This is a genomic window from Kineococcus rubinsiae, assembly GCF_011839805.1.
Classification (GTDB): Bacteria; Actinomycetota; Actinomycetes; order Actinomycetales; family Kineococcaceae; genus Kineococcus; species Kineococcus rubinsiae.
This window is the reverse complement of record NZ_VWPY01000013.1, coordinates 55,068-77,240: the sequence shown is the minus strand read 5'-3', so window position 1 is coordinate 77,240 and position 22,173 is coordinate 55,068. Positions and strand designations below refer to the sequence as shown.

The window sequence follows — 22,173 nt, the reverse complement described above, 5'->3', positions numbered from 1 at the left end:
CTGACCGCCCGTCAGGAACTCGGCGGCGCGGGCCTCCACGGCGCCGAGCAGCGTCTCGGAGTCGTCGGAGGCGCTCGTGGTCCCCGCGGCCGCGTCGAGCGCGGCGGTCAGCGCGCTGCTGCCGCTGAGCGCGGTGGTGTCCAAAGGGGTGCCCTGCAGCAGGCGCAGCGCCCGCCACAGCCCCTCGTCGAGGGTCTCGGCGAGGATCTCCTGCACGCGCGCGTGCGCCGGCTCGCCCGTGAGCTGCTCGTGCCGCGGCGCCGTCACGGTCAGCGTCGTCGCGGGCCGCGAGTGCCACTGCTTGCGGTAGGTGAAGCGGTAGGGCCCCGAGCTCAGCTCGGCCTCCACGGCGCTGGACTCGTCGCGGTGCACGGGCTTCACCGCGAGCACCGCGGCCTTCTTCGAGGAGTGCTTCTCCGTCAGCAGCAGGTCCAGGGCGTCGACCGTGGACGTCTTGCCGACCTCGTTGGCGCCCTCGAGGACGACGACCCCGGCGTCGGGGAAGCGCAGCTCGCGGTGCTCGACGCCGCGGAAGTTGTCCAGGCGCAGGCGGTGCACCCTCACGCGCGGGCCGTCCCCGTCCCACCGGCTGTGCTCGTCCCGCCCGCGAGGCGGAACAGCAGCGACAGGGCGTCGCGCGCGGTCTCGGCCTCGGGACCCTCGCCCGCCGCGGCGGCCGCGAGCTCCGCCACGGCACCGTCCGCGAAGCCGCCCACGCCCAGGTCGCCCAGCTCGTCGGCGTCGGCGTAGACCGCGAGGTCGGTGTGGCGCTCCCACTGCTGCACGCCCGCGAAGAGGTGGGCCTGCTCCGCGAGCAGGTCGTCGAGCAGGGCCTTCTCCCGCAGCGACAGCGACCCCGACAGGGTCAGCGTCAGCACGGTGCGGTCCTTGGCCGGGTAGGCGGCGAGCCGGTCCGCGAGGGCCGCCACGTCGGCGGCGGAGTCGAGCTCGGCCCGCACGACCGGGAACGCCCAGGTGCCGACGCGCACGGGCTCCACCTTGGGCGGGGAGGCGTCGCTGACCTCGACGACGAGCACGTTTCCCGGGTCGGTCTCGATGCGGTCGGTGACCTCCTGCGTGCCCGAGTACCAGACGGCGCCCGAGGAGCCGACCTGCGTCGTGGAGTGCCGGTCGCCCAGGGCGACGTAGTGCACCCGGCCGGCGGCGACCGCGTCCTCCAGCGGCGCCAGGGCGATGCGCGCCGGGTCGTCGCGGTCCGGGCTCAGCTCGTCGACGGCGCCGTGGCCCACGACGATGCGGACCGTGCCGTCGGCGGGCAGCCCCTGCACGGCGGCCGCGACCAGGTCGCCCAGCGGCCGCTTCGACGTCCACGGCGCCGCGACGACCTCGACGCCCGGCCGGACCTCGTGCACGCCGGGGGTGTCGAGCACGACGACGCCCGGGGCGGTGCGCACGGCGCGGGAGGCGAGCACGGAGGAGGCGTCCAGCGGGTCGTGGTTGCCGGGCAGGAGGTACACCGGGACGTCGAAGGCGGTCAGCGCCTCGAGCGTGCGCGCGACGGTGCGGGGGCTCACGGCGTTGGACTCGAACACGTCGCCGCAGACGACGACGAACTCGGCGCCGGCCTCGCGGGCCACGTCGGCGATGCGGCGCAGGGCGTCCGTGCGGGCGGAGGTGTAGCGGGGCTGGGCGTCGGCGTCGAGGAAGTGCCGGGTCATGCCGAGCTGCCAGTCCGCGCTGTGCACGAAGCGCACCGACGAGTTCTCCATGCGAGCGACGGTAGGTCAGCCCTCCGACAGGACCCCGCAGGACGCGCCGTGCCCCCGCCCGGTCGTCGGGCGGGAACCGTTGCGGCGGGCCTGGATCGGAGGATGGAGCGTCAGCGGGGCAGGCCGCTCGCGCGCCAGCCGCCGGCTCCCGGCACGGGCGGCAGGCCCAGCACGTGGCGCCGGTCCGACCACGACGACGCGGGCTCGGGCGGGACGGGCACGGGCTGCACGGTGCGGATGCGCGCCAGCACCACGGTGAGGGCGGCGAGCTCCTCGGGTTCGGGGTGACCGCGCTCGATCCGCAGGGACCCCAGGACCTCCGCCACCGGGTCCGCGCCGGGCGGTTCCGCCTGCGCGCTCACAGCGGGATGTTCCCGTGCTTCTTGGGCGGCAGGGTCGCGCGCTTGGTGGCCAGGGCCCGCAGCGCGCGGGTGACCTGCACCCGGGTCTCGGACGGGGCGATGACGGCGTCGACGTACCCGCGCTCCGCGGCGACGTAGGGGTTCGCGAGCTCCGCCTCGTACTCGTCGACGAGCTCGCGGCGGGTCTCCTCGACGTCGGCCCCGTCCTGCTCGGCCTTCTTCAACGTGCTGCGGTGCAGGATGTTCACGGCGCCCTGCGCGCCCATGACGGCGATCTGCGCGGTGGGCCAGGCCAGGCACACGTCGGCGCCCATCTCCTTGGAACCCATGACGATGTACGCGCCGCCGTAGGCCTTGCGGGTGATGACGGTGACCAGCGGCACCGTCGCCTCCGCGTAGGCGTACAGCAGCTTCGCGCCGCGGCGGATGATGCCGCCCCACTCCTGGTCGGTGCCGGGCAGGAACCCCGGGACGTCGACGAAGGTGAGGACGGGGACGTTGAACGCGTCGCACAGGCGCACGAAGCGCGCGGCCTTCTCGGAGGCGTCGATGTCCAGGGTCCCCGCGAGCTGCTGCGGCTGGTTGGCCACGACCCCGACGGTGCGGCCCTCGACGCGGCCGAACCCCGTGAGGATGTTCGGCGCGAAGAGCTCGTGCACCTGCAGGAACTCGCCGTCGTCCAGGACGTGCGCGACGACCTCGACCATGTCGTACGGCTGGTTGGAGGAGTCCGGGACGATCGTGTCGAGCACCAGGTCGTCCTCGTCCACCTCCAGCCCCTGGGGCAGGTCGGCCGGCAGGACGGGCGCCTCGGTGAGGTTGTTCGAGGGCAGGAACGACAGCAGGTCCCGGACGTAGGCGATCGCGTCGTCCTCGTCGGGGGAGAGGTGGTGGGCGACCCCGGAGCGCGAGGCGTGCGTGCGCCCGCCGCCGAGCTCCTCGAAGCCGACGTCCTCGCCCGTGACGGTCCGGATGACGTCCGGGCCCGTGACGAACATGTGCGACGTCTCCTCGACCATGACGACCAGGTCGGTGAGGGCGGGGGAGTAGACCGCGCCGCCCGCGCAGGGGCCGAGGATGAGGGAGATCTGCGGGACGACGCCCGAGGCGTGCACGTTGCGGCGGAAGATGCGCGCGTACTGCACGAGGGAGGCGACGCCCTCCTGGATGCGGGCCCCGCCGCCGTCGTTGATGCCGACCACGGGACAGCCCGTCGTCGCGGCGAACTCCTGCAGCTTGGCGATCTTGGCGCCGTGCACCTCGCCGAGGGAGCCGCCGAAGGCCGTGAAGTCCTGGGCGTAGACCGCGACGGTGCGCCCGTCGACCGTGCCGTGCCCGGTCACCACGCCGTCGCCGTCGACGTGCTTGCTCGCCATCCCGAAGGCCGTGGCGCTGGAGCGGGCGAAGGCCGCGATCTCGACGAAGGAGTCCTCGTCCAGCAGGGCCGCGATGCGCTCGCGGGCCGTCTTCTTGCCGCGGGGGTGCTGCTTGGCGGCGGCGCGCTCGTCGGCGGCGACCCCGGCCGCGTGCGTGCGCCGGTGCAGCTCCTCGAGCTTGCCGGCCGTGGTGCGGGACGCACCGTCCGGCGGCACGACGGGCTCCGGGGTGGCGACGGGCGCCTCAAGACCACTCACGGGTCCGCAGCTTAGGGGGCTCGGGCGCGGAGGCACCCCGGCCCGGTACCTTGACGTCGAGACGGGACAGCCGTGGAGTCCACGCGGACGGGCGCCGGAGACCAGAGGCGTCGCGGCCCGGTGGAGCGTCAGGAGGAGACAGCACGTGGCGAAGATCAAGGTGCAGGGACCGGTCGTCGAGCTCGACGGCGACGAGATGACCAGGATCATCTGGCAGGCCATCAAGGACCGGCTGATCCACCCCTACCTGGACGTCGACCTCCAGTACTTCGACCTGGGCATGGAGGCCCGGGACGCGAGCGACGACCAGATCACGATCGACGCGGCCCACGCGATCCAGAAGGCGGGCGTCGGCGTCAAGTGCGCGACGATCACGCCGGACGAGGCGCGCGTCGAGGAGTTCGGCCTCAAGAAGATGTGGCGCTCCCCGAACGGGACGATCCGCAACATCCTCGGCGGCGTCATCTTCCGCGAGCCGATCATCATCTCCAACGTCCCGCGCCTGGTGCCGGGCTGGACCAAGCCGATCATCGTCGGCCGCCACGCCTTCGGCGACCAGTACCGCGCGACGGACTTCCGCTTCCCGGGCGAGGGCACGCTGACCGTGACCTTCACGCCCAAGGACGGCTCCGCGCCCATCGAGCACGAGGTCTTCCAGGCGCCCGGCGCCGGTGTCGCGCTGGCCATGTACAACCTGGACGAGTCCATCCGCGACTTCGCCCGCGCCTCGCTCAACTACGGCCTGGCGCGCAACTACCCGGTCTACCTGTCCACGAAGAACACGATCCTGAAGGCCTACGACGGCCGCTTCAAGGACATCTTCGAGGAGGTCTTCCAGGCCGAGTTCAAGGACAAGTTCGCCGCGGCGGGCGTCACCTACGAGCACCGCCTGATCGACGACATGGTCGCCGCGTCCCTGAAGTGGGAGGGCGGCTACGTCTGGGCCTGCAAGAACTACGACGGCGACGTCCAGTCCGACACCGTGGCGCAGGGCTTCGGCTCGCTCGGCCTCATGACGTCGGTCCTGTACTCCCCGGACGGCAGCGTCGTGGAGGCGGAGGCCGCGCACGGCACCGTCACGCGCCACTACCGCCAGCACCAGCAGGGCAAGCCGACGTCGACCAACCCGATCGCGTCGATCTACGCCTGGACCCGCGGGCTCGCGCACCGCGGCGCGCTGGACTCCACCCCCGAGGTCACCGGCTTCGCCGAGACCCTCGAGGACGTCGTCGTCAAGACCGTCGAGAGCGGCAAGATGACGAAGGACCTCGCGCTCCTGGTGGGCAAGGACCAGGCCTTCCAGACCACCGAGGAGTTCCTCGCGAGCCTGGACGAGAACCTGGCCGCGCGCCTCGCCTGAGACCCGCAGCCCGACCGACGGCCCCGCGCGCCCCGCGTGCGGGGCCGTCGGCGTCCCCGGCCCTGCCTAGGATCCGCGGATGAGCGCCGACCCGCCCCCCGTCCTCGTGCCGCCCGCGCGTCGGCAGGTGATCGTCGACACCGACACGGGCCTCGACGACGCCCTGGCGCTGCTGCACCTGGCCGGGTCCCCGCACGCCGACGTGGCCGCGGTGACGACGGTCTACGGCAACTGCGTCGTGCAGGACTCCGCCCGCAACGCCGCCCACGTCCTGCGCCTGGCCGGGCTGGCGGACGTCCCGCTCTCCCTCGGCGCGGCGGGGCCGCTGGAGGGCGAGGCCCACATCGCGGGCTACGTCCACGGCGGCGACGGCCTGGGCGACCTGGGCCTGGACCGGCCCGACCCGGAGGTCACGCAGCGCACCTCGGCCGAGCAGCTCGTGCACCTCGCGAACAGCGCGCCGGGCCGCTACGACCTGCTGGCGCTCGGCCCGCTGACCAACGTCGCGCTGGCCCTGCGCCTGGACCCGCTGCTGCTGACCAAGCTGCGCTCCGTGGTCGTCATGGGCGGCTCGGGGCCCTACCGGCCCCTCGGCGAGGTCCTGATGGTCGACGCCAACGTGCAGAACGACCCGGCGGCGGCGCGGGAGCTGCTGGCGGCGCCGCGGCCGGCCGCGGACACGCTGACGCTCGTCGGGGTCGACGTGACCGCCACGGTGGTCCTCGACGAGGCGATGGTCGAGAGCCTGCGCCGGGCCGGCACGGCCTGGGGGGACTTCGCCGCGGCGACCCTGGACGCCTACGCGGACTTCTACGCCCACGAGTGGGGCCGGCGCGTCTCCCCGGTCCACGACGGCCTCGCCGCGGGCGTCCTCGCGCGCCCCGAGCTGGTCACGGCGACCGTCAGCGGGCCGGGGGCCGTCATGAGCAACGGCTTCGCCACCCGGGCCCGCGTCCTGCGGCTGCCCGACGGCACGCCGCCCGCCGTGCGCCCCGAGCATCCCCCCATGCCCGCGCTCACGGCGGTCACGGCCGTCGACCGCGCGGCCTTCCTGGCCGACTTCGTCACGAGCCTCGCCGAGGGCGTCCGGCGCTGAGCCGCGGCCGCGCGTGAGACCGGGCACCCTCGGGCGCGCGCGGCGCCGTCGCAGACCTAGGGTGGACGCGTGCCGGAGGCCGCAGCGGGAGTCGTGTCGGCGGGGGACGCCGCCCGCGCGGGCGCGTCGGTCTTCTCCGGCCCCAGCTCGGGCCTCGTCGTCACCGGCCCGCGGCCCCTGGTCCCGGGCGGCAGCGGCACGGGTCAGCTGAAGGCCCTCTCCCGCGTCCTGGAGGACGCGCCCCCCGGCACGGTGGCGCTGGGCGCCGTCCCCTTCGACCCCTCCCAGCCGGGCGCGCTGCGCCTGGGCCCGGCGCTGCGCACCCACGGGCCGGTCAACCTGGGCGGCGGCCCGCGGGTGCGCTCGGCGCTGGTCGCCGGCAGCCGTCCCGTGCCCGGCCCGGCCGGCTACGCCGACGCGGTGCGCACCACCCTGGCCCGGATCGCGGCCGGGGACGCGCAGAAGGTCGTCCTGGCCCGCTCGCTCGAGCTCACCGCCCTCGACGACTGGTCCGTGCCCGACCTGCTGACCTCCCTGGCCCGGCGCAACCCCGCCGCGACCGTGCTCGCCGTGCCCGTCGACGACCCGGCGCGGCCCGGCGGGCGCTGGCTCGTCGGGGCGAGCCCCGAGCTCCTGCTGCGCCGCCGCGGGCCGAGCGTCCTGCTGCGCCCGCTGGCCGGGTCGACCCCCCGATCCCCGGACCCGCGCGAGGACGCCCGGCGCTCCGAGGCGCTGCTGGACTCCGAGAAGGACCGCCGCGAGCACGCCTACGTCGTGGACGCCATCGTCGAGGCGCTCAAGCCGTTCTGCCGCAAGGTCAACGCCCCCGAGCCGGAGCTGCTGTCCACGCCCGCGGTCTGGCACCTCGCGACCCGCATCACCGCGCTGCTCAGCGACGGGGAGACGACGTCGGCCGACCTCGTCGCGGCGCTGCACCCCACCCCGGCGGTCGGGGGCTCCCCGCGGGCGGCCGCCATGCGGGTCATCGCCGACGTCGAGGGCGTCGACCGCGGCTGCTACGCCGGGGCCGTGGGCTGGCAGGACGCCGAGGGCGACGGCGAGTGGGTGGTCGCGGTGCGCTGCGCCGAGGCGCGCGGGCGGACCCTGCGCATCTTCGGCGGCGCGGGCATCGTCGCCGGCTCCGACCCCCAGGCGGAGGTCGCCGAGACGGGCGCCAAGATGCGCACCGTCCTGGACGCGGCCTGCCCGCGCTGAGCTAACCTGGACCCGCCGCGACTGGCGAGGGTGGTCACCACCGGGGAGCGGCAACGGGTGCATCCCTCCGTCTTCGGAGGTCCCGCGTCCGCCGCTGTCGGGGTCGTCCGCCTGGGCCTCGCGTCGCCACCGCCGCCCGACGTGCCGAGGAGCGATCGTGACCGACGTCCTGCCCACCCCCGTCCCCACCTCCAGCGGGGTCACCGACCGTCCGCTGTCCGAGGTCGACCCCGAGATCGCCGCCGTCCTGGACGCCGAGCTCGGCCGCCAGCGCGACACGCTGGAGATGATCGCCAGCGAGAACTTCGCGCCCCGCGCCGTGCTGCAGGCCCAGGGCTCCGTCCTGACCAACAAGTACGCCGAGGGCTACCCGGGCAAGCGCTACTACGGCGGTTGCGAGCACGTCGACGTCGCCGAGGAGCTGGCCCGCACCCGCGCCAAGGAGCTGTTCGGCGCCGAGCACGCCAACGTCCAGCCGCACTCCGGCGCGACCGCGAACGCGGCCGCCATGCACGCCCTCATCCGCGGCGGCGACGGCATCCTGGGCCTCGAGCTCGCTCACGGCGGCCACCTGACCCACGGCATGAAGATCAACTTCTCGGGCCGGATGTACGACGTCGCCTCCTACGGCGTGGACCCGAAGACCTTCCGCGTCGACATGGACGTCGTGCGCGCCACGGCGCTGTCGGCCCGGCCCAAGCTGATCATCGCCGGCTGGTCGGCCTACCCGCGCCAGCTCGACTTCGCCGCGTTCCGCTCGATCGCCGACGAGGTCGGCGCCTACCTCATGGTCGACATGGCGCACTTCGCGGGCCTCGTGGCCGCGGGCCTGCACCCCACGCCCGTCCCGCACGCCGACGTCGTGACCTCCACGGTGCACAAGACGCTGGCCGGGCCCCGCTCGGGCGTGATCCTCACGAAGGCGGAGTACGCCAAGAAGATCGACTCCGCCGTCTTCCCGGGCCAGCAGGGCGGCCCGCTGATGCACGTCATCGCGGCCAAGGCCGTCGCCTTCAAGGTGGCCGGCAGCGCCGAGTTCCGGGAGCGCCAGGAGCGCACGCTGGAGGGCGCGCGCATCATCGCCGAGCGCCTCGTCGCCGCCGACGCGCGCGAGGCCGGCGTCTCCGTCCTCACGGGCGGCACCGACGTCCACCTCGTGCTCGTGGACCTGCGCGACTCCGCGCTCGACGGGCAGCAGGCCGAGGACCGCCTGCACGACGTCGGCATCACCGTGAACCGCAACGCGGTGCCGTTCGACCCGCGCCCGCCGATGGTCACCTCGGGGCTGCGCATCGGCACGCCGGCGCTCGCGACCCGCGGCTTCGGGGCGGAGGAGTTCACCGAGGTCGCCGACGTCATCGCGCAGGCGCTGAAGCCGTCCTTCGACGCCGACGCGCTGCGGGCCCGCGTGGCCCGGCTCACCGAGCGCTTCCCGCTGTACCCCTCCGCCGGGCCGACCGCGTGAGCGCCACCGTCCTCGACGGCCGGGCGGCCGCGGCCGCCGTCAAGGCCGACCTGACCGAGCGCGTCGCCGTGCTCGCCGCGAAGGGGATCGTGCCGGGTCTCGGCACGATCCTCGTGGGCGACGACCCCGGCAGCGCCTCCTACGTGCGCGGCAAGCACCGCGACTGCGCCGAGGTGGGCATCGCCTCGATCCAGGTGCAGCTGCCCGCCACCGCGACGCAGGCCGAGATCGAGTCCGAGGTCGAGCGGCTGAACGCCGACCCGGCGTGCACGGGGTTCATCGTGCAGCTGCCGCTGCCCGCGGGCGTGGACGCCAACCAGGTCCTCGAGCTCGTCGACCCGGACAAGGACGCCGACGGGCTGCACCCGACCAACCTCGGCCGGCTCGTGCTGCGGGTGCGCGAGGAGATCACCTCGCCGCTGCCCTGCACCCCGCGCGGTGTCATCGACCTGCTGCTGCGCCACGACGTCCCGCTCGACGGCGCGGAGGTCGTGGTGGTCGGGCGCGGCGTGACGGTGGGGCGGCCCATCGGGCTGCTGCTGACCCGCCGCCACCCCAACGCCACGGTCACCCTGTGCCACACGGGGACGCGCGACCTCGCGAGCCACCTGCGGCGCGCCGACGTGATCGTGGCCGCGGCCGGCGTGCCCGGCCTGGTGACGAAGGACGTCGTGAAGCCGGGCGCCGCGGTGCTCGACGTCGGCGTCTCCCGCGTGCCGGACCCGGAGACGGGCAAGGGCAAGCTCACGGGCGACGTCGCGCTCGACGTCGCCGACGTCGCGGGGTTCATGGCCCCGAACCCCGGCGGGGTCGGGCCCATGACGCGCGCGCTGCTGCTGACCAACGTCGTCGAGTCCGCGGAGCGGGCCGCCGGCCTGCGCTGAGCCGCACCCGGTCCTCCCCGCCGTGATCATGCAGGTAGTCCCTGCATGATCACGGCGGGGACGTCCCGCTCGACCACCTCGGGCGTCGTGTCGCGGGCTCCCGGTAGCGTCCGGGCCGTGCCCCGAGCGAAGAAGTCCCTCGTCGTCGCGACCGTCAACGTCAACGGCGTACGCGCCGCCGTGCGGCGCGGGATGCAGCCGTGGATCGACGAGCGCCAGCCCGACGTCCTGCTGCTGCAGGAGGTCCGGGCGCCGGACGAGGAGCTGCGCAAGGCGCTGCCGGACTACCCGTTCATCGCGCACACCGAGGCCGCCGCGAAGGGCCGGGCCGGGGTGGCGATCGCCGCGAAGACGGACTTCTCGGCCGTGCGGACGGGGTTCGCCCACGACGCCCACTTCGAGACGTCCGGGCGCTGGATCGAGGCCGACGTGGAGACCGCCGTCGGGCCCCTCACCCTCGTCAGCGCCTACGTGCACTCGGGCGAGGTGGGCACGCCCCAGCAGGAGGACAAGTACCGCTTCCTCGACGCCATGGACACGCGGTTCGCGGAGCTCGCCGCGGCCGACGGGCGCGAGGCGCTGGTCGCGGGGGACCTGAACATCGGCCACACCGAGAACGACATCAAGAACCACAAGGGCAACCGGGGCAAGGCCGGGTTCCTCGAGGACGAGCGCGCCCACTTCGACCACTGGTTCGACGAGCTCGGCTGGGTCGACGTCCAGCGCCGCGCCGCCGGTGACGTGCCCGGCCCGTACGCCTGGTGGAGCTGGCGGGGGCAGGCCTTCGACAACGACTCGGGCTGGCGCATCGACTACCAGCTGACGACGCCCGGTCTCGCCGCGAAGGTCGCCGACGTGCGCACGGACCGGGCGCCGACCTACGCCGAGCGCTGGAGCGACCACGCCCCCGTGGTGGTCACCTACCGCGGCTGAGACCGGGTCCGCACCGGACCACCGCACCGCGCGGGGGACGCGGTGCGGCGTCTGGTGGGAGGCCTTTCAGTAGGGGCAGGTGCTGCGGTACTCGCTGATCGCGGTGGTCGACGTCGGTGCGGGGCAGAGGAACTGGTCGTAGCGCAGGTCGTCGTCCACGAACCGCTTGAGCCAGGCGATGCTGTACTTCGCGATGGTCGTGTTCGAGGAGTTCGGGGCGAAGTGGCTGGCGCCGCGCAGTTCCAGGTACGCCTTGTCCGTCGCGGCGGGCATCGACTGGTAGAACGGCTCCGAGTGCGACGTCACGGGGGCGACGGTGTCGTCCTGCGCCCCGATGACGAGGGTCGGCGTGCTCACCTCGGGCCAGGTCTTGTCGAGGTTCCACGGGGTCATCGGGATCGCGGCCTGCAGCGACGGGCGGTCCTTGACCGCCTCCAGGGTCCCCCCGCCCCCCATCGAGTGCCCCATCACGCCCAGGCGCGTCGCGTCGATGCGGGACCGCACCGTGCTGCTCCCCGTCAGGAAGTCCAGGGCCCGCAGCAGCTGGTCCCCCCGGGAGCTCGGCTGGTCGGAGGTCGTCAGGGTGTCGATGGTGAACACGACGAAGCCCTGCGACGCCAGGCGCGGCCCGAGCCAGGCGATGCTCGACTGCCGCGCGGTGTACCCGGGGGCGATGACGACCGCGCCGAAGGTCCCGGCCGTGGTCGTCGTCGGGTAGTAGATGGTCCCGCCGCCGAAACCGCTCACCGCGTAGCGCGAGACGGTCGTCTGGGACACGGCGAACGACCCGCGGGTGGCCTCGATGCCGGCGGTCGTGGGCGCGGGTCCCCGCTGGTAGGGGTTGTCCGCGGCGTGGGCGGGGGCCTGCAGGCCCAGGCAGACGGTGGCGGCCAGCGCGGTGGCGGCGAGCGGTCGGCGGAGCGTGCGGGACAGCGTCTTCACGGGAGGGCCCTCTCTCGGCGGTTCGAGCACGGCGGGGCTCCGGGTGCCGGTGCGGACCCGGCCGGTGTGCCGAGGGGTGTCGCGGCCTCCGTTGCCGTGCAGGGGAACCCTAGGGTTGCTCTACCGAGTGGTCAAGCATCTTCCGCGGCCGCCCGGCGGGACCGGGAGGCTGGGCTAGCCTCGCCCGGTGAGCGAGAGCGTCGACGGTCGCCGGCGGCGCTACGAGCACCGCCGCGAGGAGGTGCTGCTGGCCGCCACCGAGCACGCCCTGGAGCACGGTCTGGCGGGGCTGTCGCTGCGCAAGGTCGCCGAGACCGTCGGCGTCAGCCACGCGACGCTGGTGCACCACTTCACGTCCAAGGACCGGCTGGTCGCGGAGATCGTCGACCTCGTCCTGACCCGGACGTTCTCCTCCCCGGACCTCGTCGCGGCGGGGGACCCCGATCCGCTGCGGACGCTGTGGCGGCACGCCACCGCGCCCGGGGGACGCCGTCAGATCCGGCTGTTCACCGCGATCACGGGTCACGCGCTGCACGGCTCGCCCGACCTCGCGGCCGCGGTGTCCCGGTCGCTGCAGCAGCGCACGGGGCTGCTGACCCGCGCGCTCGTCGCGGACGGGGCCCCGCCCGGGCAGGCCGCGGCGCTGGCGACCCTGGTGCTGGGCACCATGCGGGGGCTGCTGGTGGACCTGCTCGTCACCGGCGACGAGGAGCGCGTCGAGGCGGCGCTCGAGGAGCTCCTGCGCGACGTGGAGCGCCGGCGCAGCGCCTGGCTGCGCGACGGGGGGTGAACCCGTCGGGGGCGGGCCCGCGCCGACGCGGGCCCGCCCCGGAGGTCCGGACCTACCGCGCCGGGGCGGCCCCCAGCCCGTGGGCCGCGATGACGCCCGCGTACCAGCCGGCGCTGTCCTTGGGGGTCCGCACCTGGGTCTCGTAGTCCACGTGGACGATCCCGAAGCGCTTGGAGAACCCGTAGCCCCACTCGAAGTTGTCGAGGAAGGACCACAGGTAGTACCCGGTGACGGGGGCGCCGGCGTCGATCGCGTCCAGCACGGCCGAGAGGTGGTCGTGCAGGTAGGCGGTGCGCGCGGTGTCCCGCACGCGGCCGTCCTCGACGACGTCGGGGTAGGCGGCCCCGTTCTCGGTCACGACGAGCTCGAGGCCCGGGTGCTCGGTGTGCAGGCGCACCAGCAGCTCCCGCAGCCCGCGGGCGTCGATGCTCCAGCCCATGTCGGTGCGCTCCCCGGGCAGTTCGGGGAACTCCACGTCGGGGCAGGCGATCCAGGGGCTGTGGGCGCTGTTGCCGTGCCCGTCCGCCTCGGCGCGCGCACCGCTGCCGTCCCAGGCCTGGACGACGGTGGGGCTGTAGTAGTTCACGCCGAGCAGGTCGATCGGCTGGTGCACGAGTTCCAGGTCCCCCGGCAGGACGAACGACCAGTCCGTCACCCCGGCGGTGTCGGCGAGCACGTCGGCGGGGTACTCCCCCCGCAGGACCGGGTCGAGGAACACCCGGTTCTGCAACCCGTCGACGCGGCGCACGGCGTCCGCGTCGGCCGCGCGGTGCCCCTCCGTGCGCACCCACGCCAGGTTCAGCGTGAGGGCCACGCGCGCGCCCGGAGCGGCCCGGCGGACCGCGGCGGTGCCGAGGCCGTGCGCCAGGTTCAGGTGGTGCACGGCGGCCAGGGCCGACGCGGGCTCGGTCCGCCCGGGCGCGTGCACGCCGGAGGCGTAGCCCAGGTAGGCGGAGCACCACGGCTCGTTCAGCGTGATGAACGTCCCGACCCGGTCGCCCAGCGCCCCCGCGACGACCTCGGCGTACTCGGCGAAGCGCTCGGCGGTCGCCCGCGACGTCCAGCCGCCCGCGTCCTCCAGGGCCTGCGGCAGGTCCCAGTGGTAGAGCGTCACGGCGGGCTCGATGCCGGCGGCGAGCAGCTCGTCGACCAGCGTCGAGTAGAACGCGAGCCCCGCCGCGTTCACGGGCCCGCTGGCCGCCGCGGTCACCTCGGGGGTGATGCGCGGCCACGCCACGGAGAAGCGGTAGGACGTCAGGCCCAGCCGCTTCATGATCGCGATGTCCTCGCGGAAGCGGTGGTAGTGGTCGTCGGCGACGTCCCCCGTGTCGCCGTCGGTCACCCGGCCCGGCGTGTGGCTGAACGTGTCCCAGATGGACGGCGTGCGGCCGTCCTCGGCCACGGCGCCCTCGACCTGGTAGGCCGCGGTGGCGGTCCCCCAGGCGAAGCCGGCGGGGAAGGAGCGGACGGTCTCGGGGGCGGGCGCGGGCTGCGCGCTGCTGCGCTCTTCGGTGGCGGTCATGGGGGATCGGGTCCGCGCGGGGCGGTCCCGCCTCCTCTCGGGTCGGTGGCGTGGGGGGTCGTGCGGTCGTTCGCGAGCGGGTGGGGCCCCGGGTGGATCAGCCCTTGACGGCCCCGGCGATGATGCCACCGACGATCTGACGGCCCAGCAGCAGGAACACCACGATGACCGGCAGGGTGCCCACGAGGGTCCCGGCCATGATGATCGCGGTGTCCGGGACGTAGCCGCTGCCGAGGTTGTTCAGCGCCACCTGCACGGTGGGGTTGGTGGAGTTCAGCGCGATGACCGGCCAGAAGAAGTCGTTCCAGGCGGTCATGAAGGTCAGCATCCCCAGGACGGCCATGCCCGGGCGGGCGATCGGGAGCACGATGCTGATGAACGTCCGCGTCGAGGAGGCGCCGTCGACGCGGGCCGCCTCGAGCAGCTCGTCGGGCAGGGTCTGCACCAGGTACTGGCGCATGAAGAACACCCCGAACGCCGTGACGAGCGAGGGCAGGATCACCGACTCGAGACGGCCGGCGAGGCCCCAGTCCGACATGATCTTGTACAGCGGCACGACGCCGAGCGTGGGCGGGATCATCAGCGTCCCGAGCGTGATGGCGAACAGGGCGTTCTTCCCGCGGAAGCGCAGCTTGGCGAAGGCGAAGCCCGCCAGCGTGCAGAACAGCAGGGTGGCGACCGTCGTGATCCCGGAGACGATGAGGGAGTTGACGATCGAGAGGCCGATCGCCTGCTGCTGGACCGCCGTGGTGATGTTCCTCCACAGGTCCGGGCCGGGTAGGAACGGCGGCGGGGACTGGTTCATCTCCGCCATCGGCCGGCTCGCCGCGACGATCATGTAGTAGAAGGGCACCAGGAACAGGAACGCCGTGATGGTCAGCAGCACGTACGTGAGCGGGCCGGCGGCGTCGGGCGCCCGGTAGCGGCGCGTGCGGGGGCCGGGGCGCGGGGTGGGGGCCGCCATCGCGGCCTCGCGGACGGTGGTGGTGGTCACGGCCGTGCCTCCTGCTCGGTGTCGTGCACCGCGGCCCGCCCGCCGGTGTCCTTGTCGCGGTCGCGCCAGCGGGCGAGACCGGTGTTCAGCAGCACCAGGCCGATGATGAGGATGAACGTCACCCAGGCCACGGTCGCGGCCCGGCCCAGGGCGCCGTAGCCCCAGCCCTGCTGGTACATGAACAGCCCGAGGGTCTGGTACTGGTTCAGCGCCCCGCCGTCGACGCCGCCGAACAGCAGCGGCTCCCCGAACAGCTGTGTCGCACCGATGGTCGAGACGACGATGGTGAAGAGGATGGTGGGTCGCAGCCCCGGCAGGGTGACGTGCAGGAACTGCTGCCAGCGGTTCGCCCCGTCCAGCGCGGCGGCCTCGTAGAGGTCGCCGGGGATGGACTGCATGCCGGCCAGGTAGATGAGGGCGTTGTAGCCGGTCCAGCGCCACGTGACGATGACGGCGATGGCGATCTGCGCGCTGAGGTCGCCGTTGCGCCAGTCCAGGCCGTCGACGCCGACGAGCGAGAGGATCCAGTTGGCCAGCCCGTTGTCGCGGCCGAACACCTGCGCGAAGACGAGCGTGGACGCCGCGACCGAGGTCGCGTACGGCATGATCATCGAGACGCGGAAGATGTTGCGCGCCCGCATCCGGTAGTTCAGCAGGTGGGCGAGGCCGATGGCCAGCATCAGCTGTGGGACGGTGGACAGGACGCCGATGGTGACGGTCTTGAACAGCGAGTTGTAGAACTTCTCGTTCGTGAACAGCCAGACGTAGTTGTCCAGGCCCGTCCACTGCATGTCCGAGCCGAGCTCGAAGTCGTGCAGGCTGATCCACATCGTGTAGACGAGGGGGAACAGCCCGAACGCGGCGAAGACGATGAAGAACGGTGCGACGTAGGCGTAGGGGGCGGCCTTCCCCTCGAGGCGGAACAGCCGCGAGCGCAGCGACAGCTCGCTCCGGGCCGCGGCGCGGGCGGGGGGGCCGGGCGGGGCCGGCGGGGCGGTCGTGCTGGAAGCGCTCATGGCGTCTCTCCTCGCGAGTGGGCTCGACGGTGGGGGCGGCCGGTGCGGGACCGGCCGCCCCCCTCTCGTGAGGTGCGGACTCAGCCGACCTGGTTGTCGATGGTCTTCGCCGCGTTCTTCCACGCGTCGGCCGCGGAGACGCCGTTGGTCTCCACCGACAGCAGGGACTGCACGAGGGCCGTCTTCACCACGGCGTCGTCCTCACCGAGGATCTGCGTCGGCGCGGACTCGGCCGCGGCGGAGAAGATCTGCCCGATGGGGGCGTCCTGGAAGTAGGCGTCCTTCGTGCCCGTCACGAGGTCGATCGCGCCCGTGTTGGACGGGAAGTTCCCGCCCACCTCGAACACCTTCGCCTGCTGCTCCGGGTCGGTCAGCCACTTGACGAGCTTCGCCGCGGCCTCGACGTTCTTGCTGGACTTCGGGATGCCGAGGTAGGCGCCGCCCCAGTTGCCGCCCGCGCCGCCGGGCAGCGACGTCACGTTCCACTGACCGGTGCCGGCGTCCCCGGCCTTGCCCTTGATGTAGCCGACCATCCACGCGGGGCAGGCGATCGTGGCGAAGGAACCGCCGCCGAAGCCCTTGTCCCACGCCGGGTCCTCGAACTGCTCGAGCTTGGCGGTGAGGCCCTGCTCGGCCGCGGCGGCCGCCGTGTCGAAGGCGTCCTTCACGGCGGGGTTGGTGTCGTAGACCAGCTTCCCGGCCTCGTCGTAGTAGATCTCCTCCTGCGTGGAGATGATGGCGTTGTAGAGGCCACCCGCCGAGTCGGTCCACGCGGTGCCCGCGGGGGCGGCGGCCTTGAACTTCTCGCCCATCGCCGTGTAGTCGTCCCAGCTGCCGAGCTGCGCGGCGACGTCCGCCGGGGCGGAGGGGAGGCCGGCCTGCGTCAGCAGGTCGCTGCGGTAGCACAGGGCCATGGGGCCGATGTCCGTGCCGACGCCGAGGACCTTGCCGTCCTCCGTCGTCGCGGCGGCGCTCTTCCAGGGGAGGTAGTTCGGGACCTGGTCGCCCGCGACCGTGGTGGACAGGTCGGTCCACTTGCTGGACTGGTTGGCGACGACGTCGGCGATGCGGCCGACCTCGATGCCCTGCACGTCCGCGGCACCGTTGCCCGAGGCCAGCTTCGTCTGCAGCGCAGGCCAGTAGGTGTTCTCGCCCTGCGTGGACTCGTAGGTGATGGTGACGTCGGGGTTCAGCTTCTCGTACTCGTCGAACAGGCCGGCCTCGTCGAGCCCGAAGGTGCCGAAGAGGCTGACGGTGAGGTTCGTCTTCCCGTCCGCCCCGGTGGCCTCGGTCGATCCGGTGCCGGAGCTGCTGCAGCTGGTGAGCAGGACGGCGGTGCTGAGGGCGGCGGCCACGACGGCGGCGGTCGACCTGCGGGTGGTGGACATGGGTTCTCCTCGGGAGCCCCGCCTCGGCGGCGGATCGACGTTGATCGGGGGAGCGGAGTGTGAGAGCGCTCTCGCGAGCGTCGAACGAGTGCGAGAGCGCTCTCACAGGATTTGCCAAGGGTGCCTCGGGGACGACCAGGTGTCAACCAGCGCGGCGGTGCCGTGCGCAGGACCCGCCGCGCGGCGGGTGCGGGTCAGGCGGTGGCGCGGCGCACGATCTCCGTGGCGACCACGACGGGCGCCGGGGGCTCACCGCCGTCGACGACCTGCAGGAGCATGTGCGCGAGCTCCCGGCCCATCTCCACGACGGGCTGGCGCACGGTGGTCAGGGGCGGGGTGGCCGCGGCGGCGAGGGGGGCGTCGTCGAAGCCGATGACCCGGACCGCCCCGGGGACGGCGACGCCCGCGGCCGCGAGCGCCTGCAGCGCGCCGGCGGCCATCAGGTCGTTCGCGGCGAAGATGCCGTCGAGGCCGGGGTGGCGCTGCAGCAGGGTCTCGGTGGCGGCCCGCCCGCCCGCGACGCTGAAGTCGCCGGCCACGGCCAGCTGCCGGCCGTAGCGGCGCCGGGCGGACTTCAGCTCCTGCTGGAAGCCGCGCAGCCGGTCCTGGCCCACCCGCATGTCCATGGGGCCCGTGACGCTGACGACCTCCCGGCAGCCGGAGTCCAGCAGGTAGCGGGTCGCCGCGCGGGCGCCGCCCACGTTGTCCGCGGAGACGTAGGGGACCGTGGAGTCCTCGTCGTAGGGCCGCCCCGACATGACCACGGGGATGCCCGCGTCGAGCAGGTGCTGCGGCAGCGGGTCCGCACCGTGCACGGAGACGAGGATCGCCCCGTCCACGTGGCCGCCGCGGGCGTAGCGCTCGAAGCGCTCCCGCTCCCGGCTCGTCGACAGGACGACGAGCACGAGCTGGACCTCGCGCGCGGCGAGGACCGCCTGCGCCCCGCTGAGGACGAGCGGGAAGTAGGAGTCGGAGAAGAACCGCTCGACGGGCTCGACGACGACGAGCGCCACGGAGCCGCTGCGCCGCGTCACGAGCGAGCGCGCGGCCTGGTTCGTCACGTAGGACAGGTCCGCCGCGGCCTGCAGCACGGCGTCGCGGGCCGCGGGGCCGACGCGGTCGGAGCCGGACAGCACCCGCCCGGCCGTCGCGCGGGACACCCCGGCGCGTGCGGCCACGGACTCCAGGGTCGGCGCACCCGTCGTCGGCACGACTCCTCCTCCGGCCCGGGAACTGCGGACCGCCACTGTCCCACCCCCGTCGCGCCCGCCGGCACCGCCCCGCCGGTTCGTGATCAACCGGCGTGTCGTGCGGGGCCGGGCCGGCGGGTCAGTCGCGTCCGAGCAGGACCGCGACCTCCTGGTGCGCCGTCTGCGGGAACATGTCGAGGACGCGACCGACGTGCGGGCGCAGCGACGGCATGGCGTCGAGGTCCTTCGCGAGCGAGGTGACGTTGCAGCTGGAGTAGAGGACGTGGCGGACGCCGGACTCCTCCAGCCACCGGCTCAGGGGTGCTCCCAGGCCGCGCCGGGGCGGGTTGACGATGACCAGGTCCGGCGGCGCGGGCGCCGCGAGGGCGAACTCCGTCGCGTCCCCGACCTCGAACCGGACGCCGTCGAACCCCGCGTCGCGCGCGCTCTGCCGGGCGCTCGCGGCCGCTTCGGCGCTGGTCTCGACGCCGACGACGTCGCGCCCCGGGGCCGCGCAGTGCAGCGCGAAACCGCCCACGCCGCAGTACAGGTCCCACACCGAGGCGGGCTGCAGCTCCTCCGTCCACGCGCGCGCCTGCCGGTACAGCGCGGCCGCGACGGACGTGTTGGTCTGGAAGAAGCTCTGCGGCCGCAGGTGCAGGTCGAGGTCGTTGACGCGCATGGACAGCGTCGAGCGCTCGGTGAGGACGACCTCCTCCTCGCCCTCGACGACGGCCTTGTGCTCGGGCAGCAGGTTGGCCGTGACGACCTCGAGCTGCGGCAGGCGCCGCAGCAGCGCGGGCAGGTGCTTGCGCAGGCGGGGCAGCGGCTCCGTCGAGCGCAGCACGAAGCGCACCATGACGCGGCCGTCGGGGGAGTCGGTGACGAGGAGGTACTTCAGCTCACCGCGGCGCGCCGCGACGTCGTACGGCGTCAGGCCGGCGGTCGTGACGAACTCCGCCAGCACCGGCAGCACGGCCCGCACCCCCGGCGTGCAGACGCCGCAGCCGCGGATGTCGACGGGGCGCCCGTCGCGATCGAGCAGCCCGATGGTCGGCGCGTCCACGGTGCCGCCGACGACCATCTTGGCCTTGTTCCGGTAGTCCGACTCCGGGCTCTCGACGGGCGGCAGCCACGTCGTGCCGGGGTGCGCGGCGAGGACCTCGCGCACGCGGTCGCCGCGCCCGCTCAGCTGCAGGGGGTACGGCGTGCCCATGAGGGTGCACGAACGGCACGCACCGGAGTCGAAGTAGTCGCACTGCACAACCCCTCCAGGGTAAGCCCGCCACGCACCGGCTCAGCGCGGTCCGAGCACGTCGTGCACGACGCCGAGCCACCACTCCCGGCGGTGCACCACCTGCTCGAAGCTGAAGCGCAGCACCAGCAGGCCGAGCCGGTGCAGCTCCGCGTCCCGGCGCAGGTCCTCCGAGCGCTGCCGCGCGCTCGCGTGGAACGCGTAGCCGTCCACCTCCACCACGAGCCGGTCCTCGACGACGAGGTCGACCCGGCCCGCGGGCTCGATGCCCTGCTGGGTCCGCACGCGCAGGCCCGCCTCCAGCAGGTCCACGCGCGCCACCGTCTCCAGCGCCGACCCCGACCGCGGGTCGGCCATCCGCAGCAGCGCCCGGCGCGGGTCCCGGCGGTTCATCCGGGTGGCCGCGAGGTGCAGGTCCTCCACCGTCAGCCGGCCGGTGCGCAGGGCGCTGTCCGCCGGGACCAGCGCTTCACGCCGCGGCAGGCAGCGCAGGCAGTCGAGCACCGTCGTCAGGACGTCCGTGCAGCCGTCGAGGTCGGCGACCCGCCGGCGGTGCACCACGCTCCCGCGCCAGGTGCCGCGCGAGCCGGGCGGGCACGTGACGTGCGGCGTCGCCTCGACGTGCAGGACGTCGAGACCCAGGGCCACCGCGGCGCTCTGGCACGAGCGCACCCCGCGCGCCGCCGCCGCGGCGAGCACGTCGGGTGGGCAGCCGGGCACGCAGTAGAGGCCGGCCACCGGCCGCAGCAGCTCACCCGCGGCGACGGCGGCGACCAGGGCGCGCCGCGGGGTCAGACGCACGAGGCGTGCGGCGCGCGCGGCGCCCCCGCACGCGTGCACCGCCTCGACCGCCTCCACGCGCGAGACCCTGCCGCGGCGGGGCGTGCCCGCGCTGCAGCCTTGTGGACAAGGACGGGAGCCGTGCCGGAACGCTGGCCCCATCCGCCGACACGCCGCTCCTGCAGGGGCCTGCTGCGGCGTGTCCCGCGATGACGCCAGCGTTCCGGTACGCGCCTCGTCAGGCGCGGGCGTCCAGCAGGTCCCGCAGCGCGGGGTAGATCGCCTCCGACCAGGTCGGGAAGGCGCGGACGTGGTGGGCGAGCACGTCGACGTCGAGGCGGGCGCGGACGGCGAGCGCCAGCTCCGCACCCCAGGAGTCCGCCTCCGGGCCGAGGCAGGCCGCGCCGACGAGGACGCCCGTGGCGGTGTCGGCCACGAGCTCGACGCGGCCGCCGGTGCGCTTGCCGCGGGCGCCGGCCACGCCCTCGACGAGGTGCGCCCGGGCGACCTCGCCCACGTCGAAGGACGCCCGCAGCACGCCCTCGGTGCGCGCGGTGTCGCCCACGCAGAACACGGCCGGGTCGGTGTAGACGACCCGGGGAACCCCCGAGTAGTCGGCGTCGCGCCCGTGGCCGAGGACCTCCGCGACGACGGTCCGCGCCTGGTGGTTGGCGGAGTGCGTGTACTTCGAGACGCCCGTGACGTCGCCGACCGCGAAGAGCCCGGGGACCGGCTCCCCGTCCGCCAGGACCCGGCAGCGGGCGTCGACGGTCACCTCGTCGAGGCCCGGCGGGAGGTTCGGCGCCCGGCCGGTCGCGAGCAGGAGCCGGTCGAAGGGCAGGTCCGAACCGTCGTCCAGCGCGAGGGCGAACTCGTCGCCGGTGCGCACGACGGCCTTCGCCGAGGCGCCCGTGCGGACGTCGACGCCCTTGCGGCGCAGCGACTCCGCGAGCTGCTCGCCGACCCATGCGGGTTCGCCGGAGAGCAGGTGGCCGCTGCGCTGGACGAGCACGACCTCGCTGCCGAGGCCGCTGTAGGCCTCGGCGAGCTCGCAGCCCACCGCGCCCGCGCCGAGCACCACGAGCCGGGCGGGCAGCTCGGCGGAGGACAGCGCGTCGACGGAGGTCCAGGTGGGGGCGCCGTCGAGGCCGTCCACGGGCGGGCGCACGGGCGCGCTGCCGGTGGCGACGACCACGACGGGGGCGCGCACCTCGGTGTCGCCCACGACGACCCGCCCGCGGCCGGCCAGGCGGCCGAAGCCCCGCAGCACGTGGATCCCGTCCTCGACGAGCCCCTCGGTGGCGGCGGTGTCGTCGCGCTGCTGCGACGCCTCGTCGCGCACGGCCGCGGCCGCGGTCCACGGCAGGCCGGCCCGCGCGGACAGCAGCAGCGACTTCGCGGGCACGCACGCCACGTACGGGCAGTCCCCGCCGACGCGGGTGGCCTCGACGACGGCCACCGAGCGGCCGGCGCGCGCGAGCTCCTGGGCGACCATCTTCCCGCCCGAGCCGGTGCCCAGGACCACCACGTCCACCTCGAGGGTGCCCTCGTCCGTGCGGTGCGGTGCCTGTCGTCCCGGGGTGGTGGTCACCCGGTGATCGTCGCCGATGAGCCGAC

The 22,173-nt window shown here is 74.2% G+C and carries 20 protein-coding genes; 7 read left to right on the top strand and 13 right to left on the bottom strand.

Annotation, left to right across the window (positions count from 1 at the left end):
• The 4 genes from F1544_RS09525 to F1544_RS09510 form a co-directional block, all read right to left on the bottom strand.
• Window positions 1-564: AAA family ATPase (locus F1544_RS09525; protein ID WP_167584596.1), on the bottom strand; the 564-nt coding region annotated here is incomplete at its 3' end.
• The gene (locus tag F1544_RS09520) at window positions 561-1,715 is read right to left on the bottom strand and encodes a metallophosphoesterase family protein (protein ID WP_167584642.1); all 1,155 of its coding nucleotides are present in this window, start codon (window positions 1,713-1,715) and stop codon (window positions 561-563) included. The genes F1544_RS09520 and F1544_RS09525, both read right to left, overlap by 4 nt.
• A 125-nt stretch (window positions 1,716-1,840) precedes the next feature.
• Entirely contained in the window at window positions 1,841-2,092 is a 252-nt protein-coding gene (locus F1544_RS24240) for an acyl-CoA carboxylase subunit epsilon (protein ID WP_167584594.1), read from the bottom strand.
• On the bottom strand, window positions 2,089-3,726 hold the full coding sequence (locus tag F1544_RS09510; protein ID WP_373368067.1) for an acyl-CoA carboxylase subunit beta: 1,638 nt from the start codon (window positions 3,724-3,726) through the stop codon (window positions 2,089-2,091). The genes F1544_RS24240 and F1544_RS09510 overlap by 4 nt, the downstream gene beginning before the upstream one ends.
• 145 nt (window positions 3,727-3,871) lie before the next feature.
• Between F1544_RS09510 and F1544_RS09505 the strand changes: the two genes are divergently transcribed.
• From F1544_RS09505 to F1544_RS09480, 6 genes are all read left to right on the top strand, one after another.
• On the top strand, window positions 3,872-5,086 hold the full coding sequence (locus tag F1544_RS09505) for an NADP-dependent isocitrate dehydrogenase (protein ID WP_167584591.1): 1,215 nt from the start codon (window positions 3,872-3,874) through the stop codon (window positions 5,084-5,086).
• A 79-nt stretch (window positions 5,087-5,165) separates the two neighbouring features.
• Window positions 5,166-6,182 (top strand): nucleoside hydrolase, encoded by a 1,017-nt coding sequence (locus F1544_RS09500; RefSeq protein ID WP_167584588.1) that lies wholly within the window; start codon window positions 5,166-5,168, stop codon window positions 6,180-6,182.
• Between the two features lie 69 nt (window positions 6,183-6,251).
• Window positions 6,252-7,397 carry an isochorismate synthase gene (locus F1544_RS09495; RefSeq protein WP_167584585.1) on the top strand — a complete coding sequence of 382 codons (1,146 nt, stop codon included), beginning with the start codon at window positions 6,252-6,254 and terminating at the stop codon, window positions 7,395-7,397.
• Window positions 7,398-7,554: 157 nt separating this feature from the next.
• Entirely contained in the window at window positions 7,555-8,862 is a 1,308-nt protein-coding gene (gene glyA / locus F1544_RS09490) for a serine hydroxymethyltransferase (RefSeq protein ID WP_308469976.1), read from the top strand.
• Window positions 8,859-9,746, top strand: coding sequence for a bifunctional methylenetetrahydrofolate dehydrogenase/methenyltetrahydrofolate cyclohydrolase (locus tag F1544_RS09485; protein ID WP_167584582.1), 888 nt, complete (start codon window positions 8,859-8,861; stop codon window positions 9,744-9,746). The genes glyA and F1544_RS09485 overlap by 4 nt, the downstream gene beginning before the upstream one ends.
• A 117-nt stretch (window positions 9,747-9,863) precedes the next feature.
• Window positions 9,864-10,679, top strand: coding sequence for an exodeoxyribonuclease III (locus F1544_RS09480; protein WP_308469975.1), 816 nt, complete (start codon window positions 9,864-9,866; stop codon window positions 10,677-10,679).
• Window positions 10,680-10,745: 66 nt separating this feature from the next.
• Here the strand turns inward: F1544_RS09480 and bdeA are convergent, their stop codons facing one another.
• Window positions 10,746-11,612: a bis(hydroxyethyl) terephthalate hydrolase gene (bdeA, locus tag F1544_RS09475; RefSeq protein WP_208971596.1), complete on the bottom strand. Its 867-nt coding sequence runs from the start codon at window positions 11,610-11,612 to the stop codon at window positions 10,746-10,748.
• A gap of 196 nt (window positions 11,613-11,808) precedes the next feature.
• Between bdeA and F1544_RS09470 the strand changes: the two genes are divergently transcribed.
• Window positions 11,809-12,411, top strand: a complete 603-nt coding sequence (locus tag F1544_RS09470; RefSeq protein WP_167584574.1) for a TetR/AcrR family transcriptional regulator — start codon at window positions 11,809-11,811, stop codon at window positions 12,409-12,411.
• Between the two features lie 52 nt (window positions 12,412-12,463).
• On the opposite strand, the gene F1544_RS09465 is transcribed toward F1544_RS09470, so the two are convergent.
• The 8 genes from F1544_RS09465 to F1544_RS09430 all read right to left on the bottom strand — a co-directional run bounded on the left by F1544_RS09465 (window position 12,464) and on the right by F1544_RS09430 (window position 22,147).
• A complete protein-coding gene (locus F1544_RS09465; RefSeq protein WP_167584571.1) occupies window positions 12,464-13,933 on the bottom strand; it encodes a GH1 family beta-glucosidase in 1,470 nt (489 codons plus the stop codon).
• A 97-nt stretch (window positions 13,934-14,030) separates the two neighbouring features.
• Window positions 14,031-14,897 (bottom strand): carbohydrate ABC transporter permease, encoded by an 867-nt coding sequence (locus F1544_RS09460; RefSeq protein WP_167584635.1) that lies wholly within the window; start codon window positions 14,895-14,897, stop codon window positions 14,031-14,033.
• 26 nt (window positions 14,898-14,923) lie between these two features.
• Window positions 14,924-15,943 carry a carbohydrate ABC transporter permease gene (locus F1544_RS09455; protein ID WP_167584568.1) on the bottom strand — a complete coding sequence of 340 codons (1,020 nt, stop codon included), beginning with the start codon at window positions 15,941-15,943 and terminating at the stop codon, window positions 14,924-14,926.
• Between the two features lie 80 nt (window positions 15,944-16,023).
• Window positions 16,024-17,331, bottom strand: coding sequence for an ABC transporter substrate-binding protein (locus F1544_RS09450; protein ID WP_167584565.1), 1,308 nt, complete (start codon window positions 17,329-17,331; stop codon window positions 16,024-16,026).
• A gap of 194 nt (window positions 17,332-17,525) precedes the next feature.
• Entirely contained in the window at window positions 17,526-18,542 is a 1,017-nt protein-coding gene (locus tag F1544_RS09445; RefSeq protein WP_167584562.1) for a LacI family DNA-binding transcriptional regulator, read from the bottom strand.
• Window positions 18,543-18,660: 118 nt separating this feature from the next.
• On the bottom strand, window positions 18,661-19,785 hold the full coding sequence (rlmC, locus tag F1544_RS09440) for a 23S rRNA (uracil(747)-C(5))-methyltransferase RlmC (protein WP_167584559.1): 1,125 nt from the start codon (window positions 19,783-19,785) through the stop codon (window positions 18,661-18,663).
• 33 nt (window positions 19,786-19,818) lie between these two features.
• Entirely contained in the window at window positions 19,819-20,634 is an 816-nt protein-coding gene (locus F1544_RS26270; RefSeq protein ID WP_167584556.1) for an endonuclease domain-containing protein, read from the bottom strand.
• Window positions 20,635-20,794: 160 nt separating this feature from the next.
• Complete coding sequence (locus F1544_RS09430; protein ID WP_208971578.1) at window positions 20,795-22,147, bottom strand: dihydrolipoyl dehydrogenase family protein; 1,353 nt, start codon at window positions 22,145-22,147, stop codon at window positions 20,795-20,797.
• Window positions 22,148-22,173 lie beyond the last annotated feature (26 nt).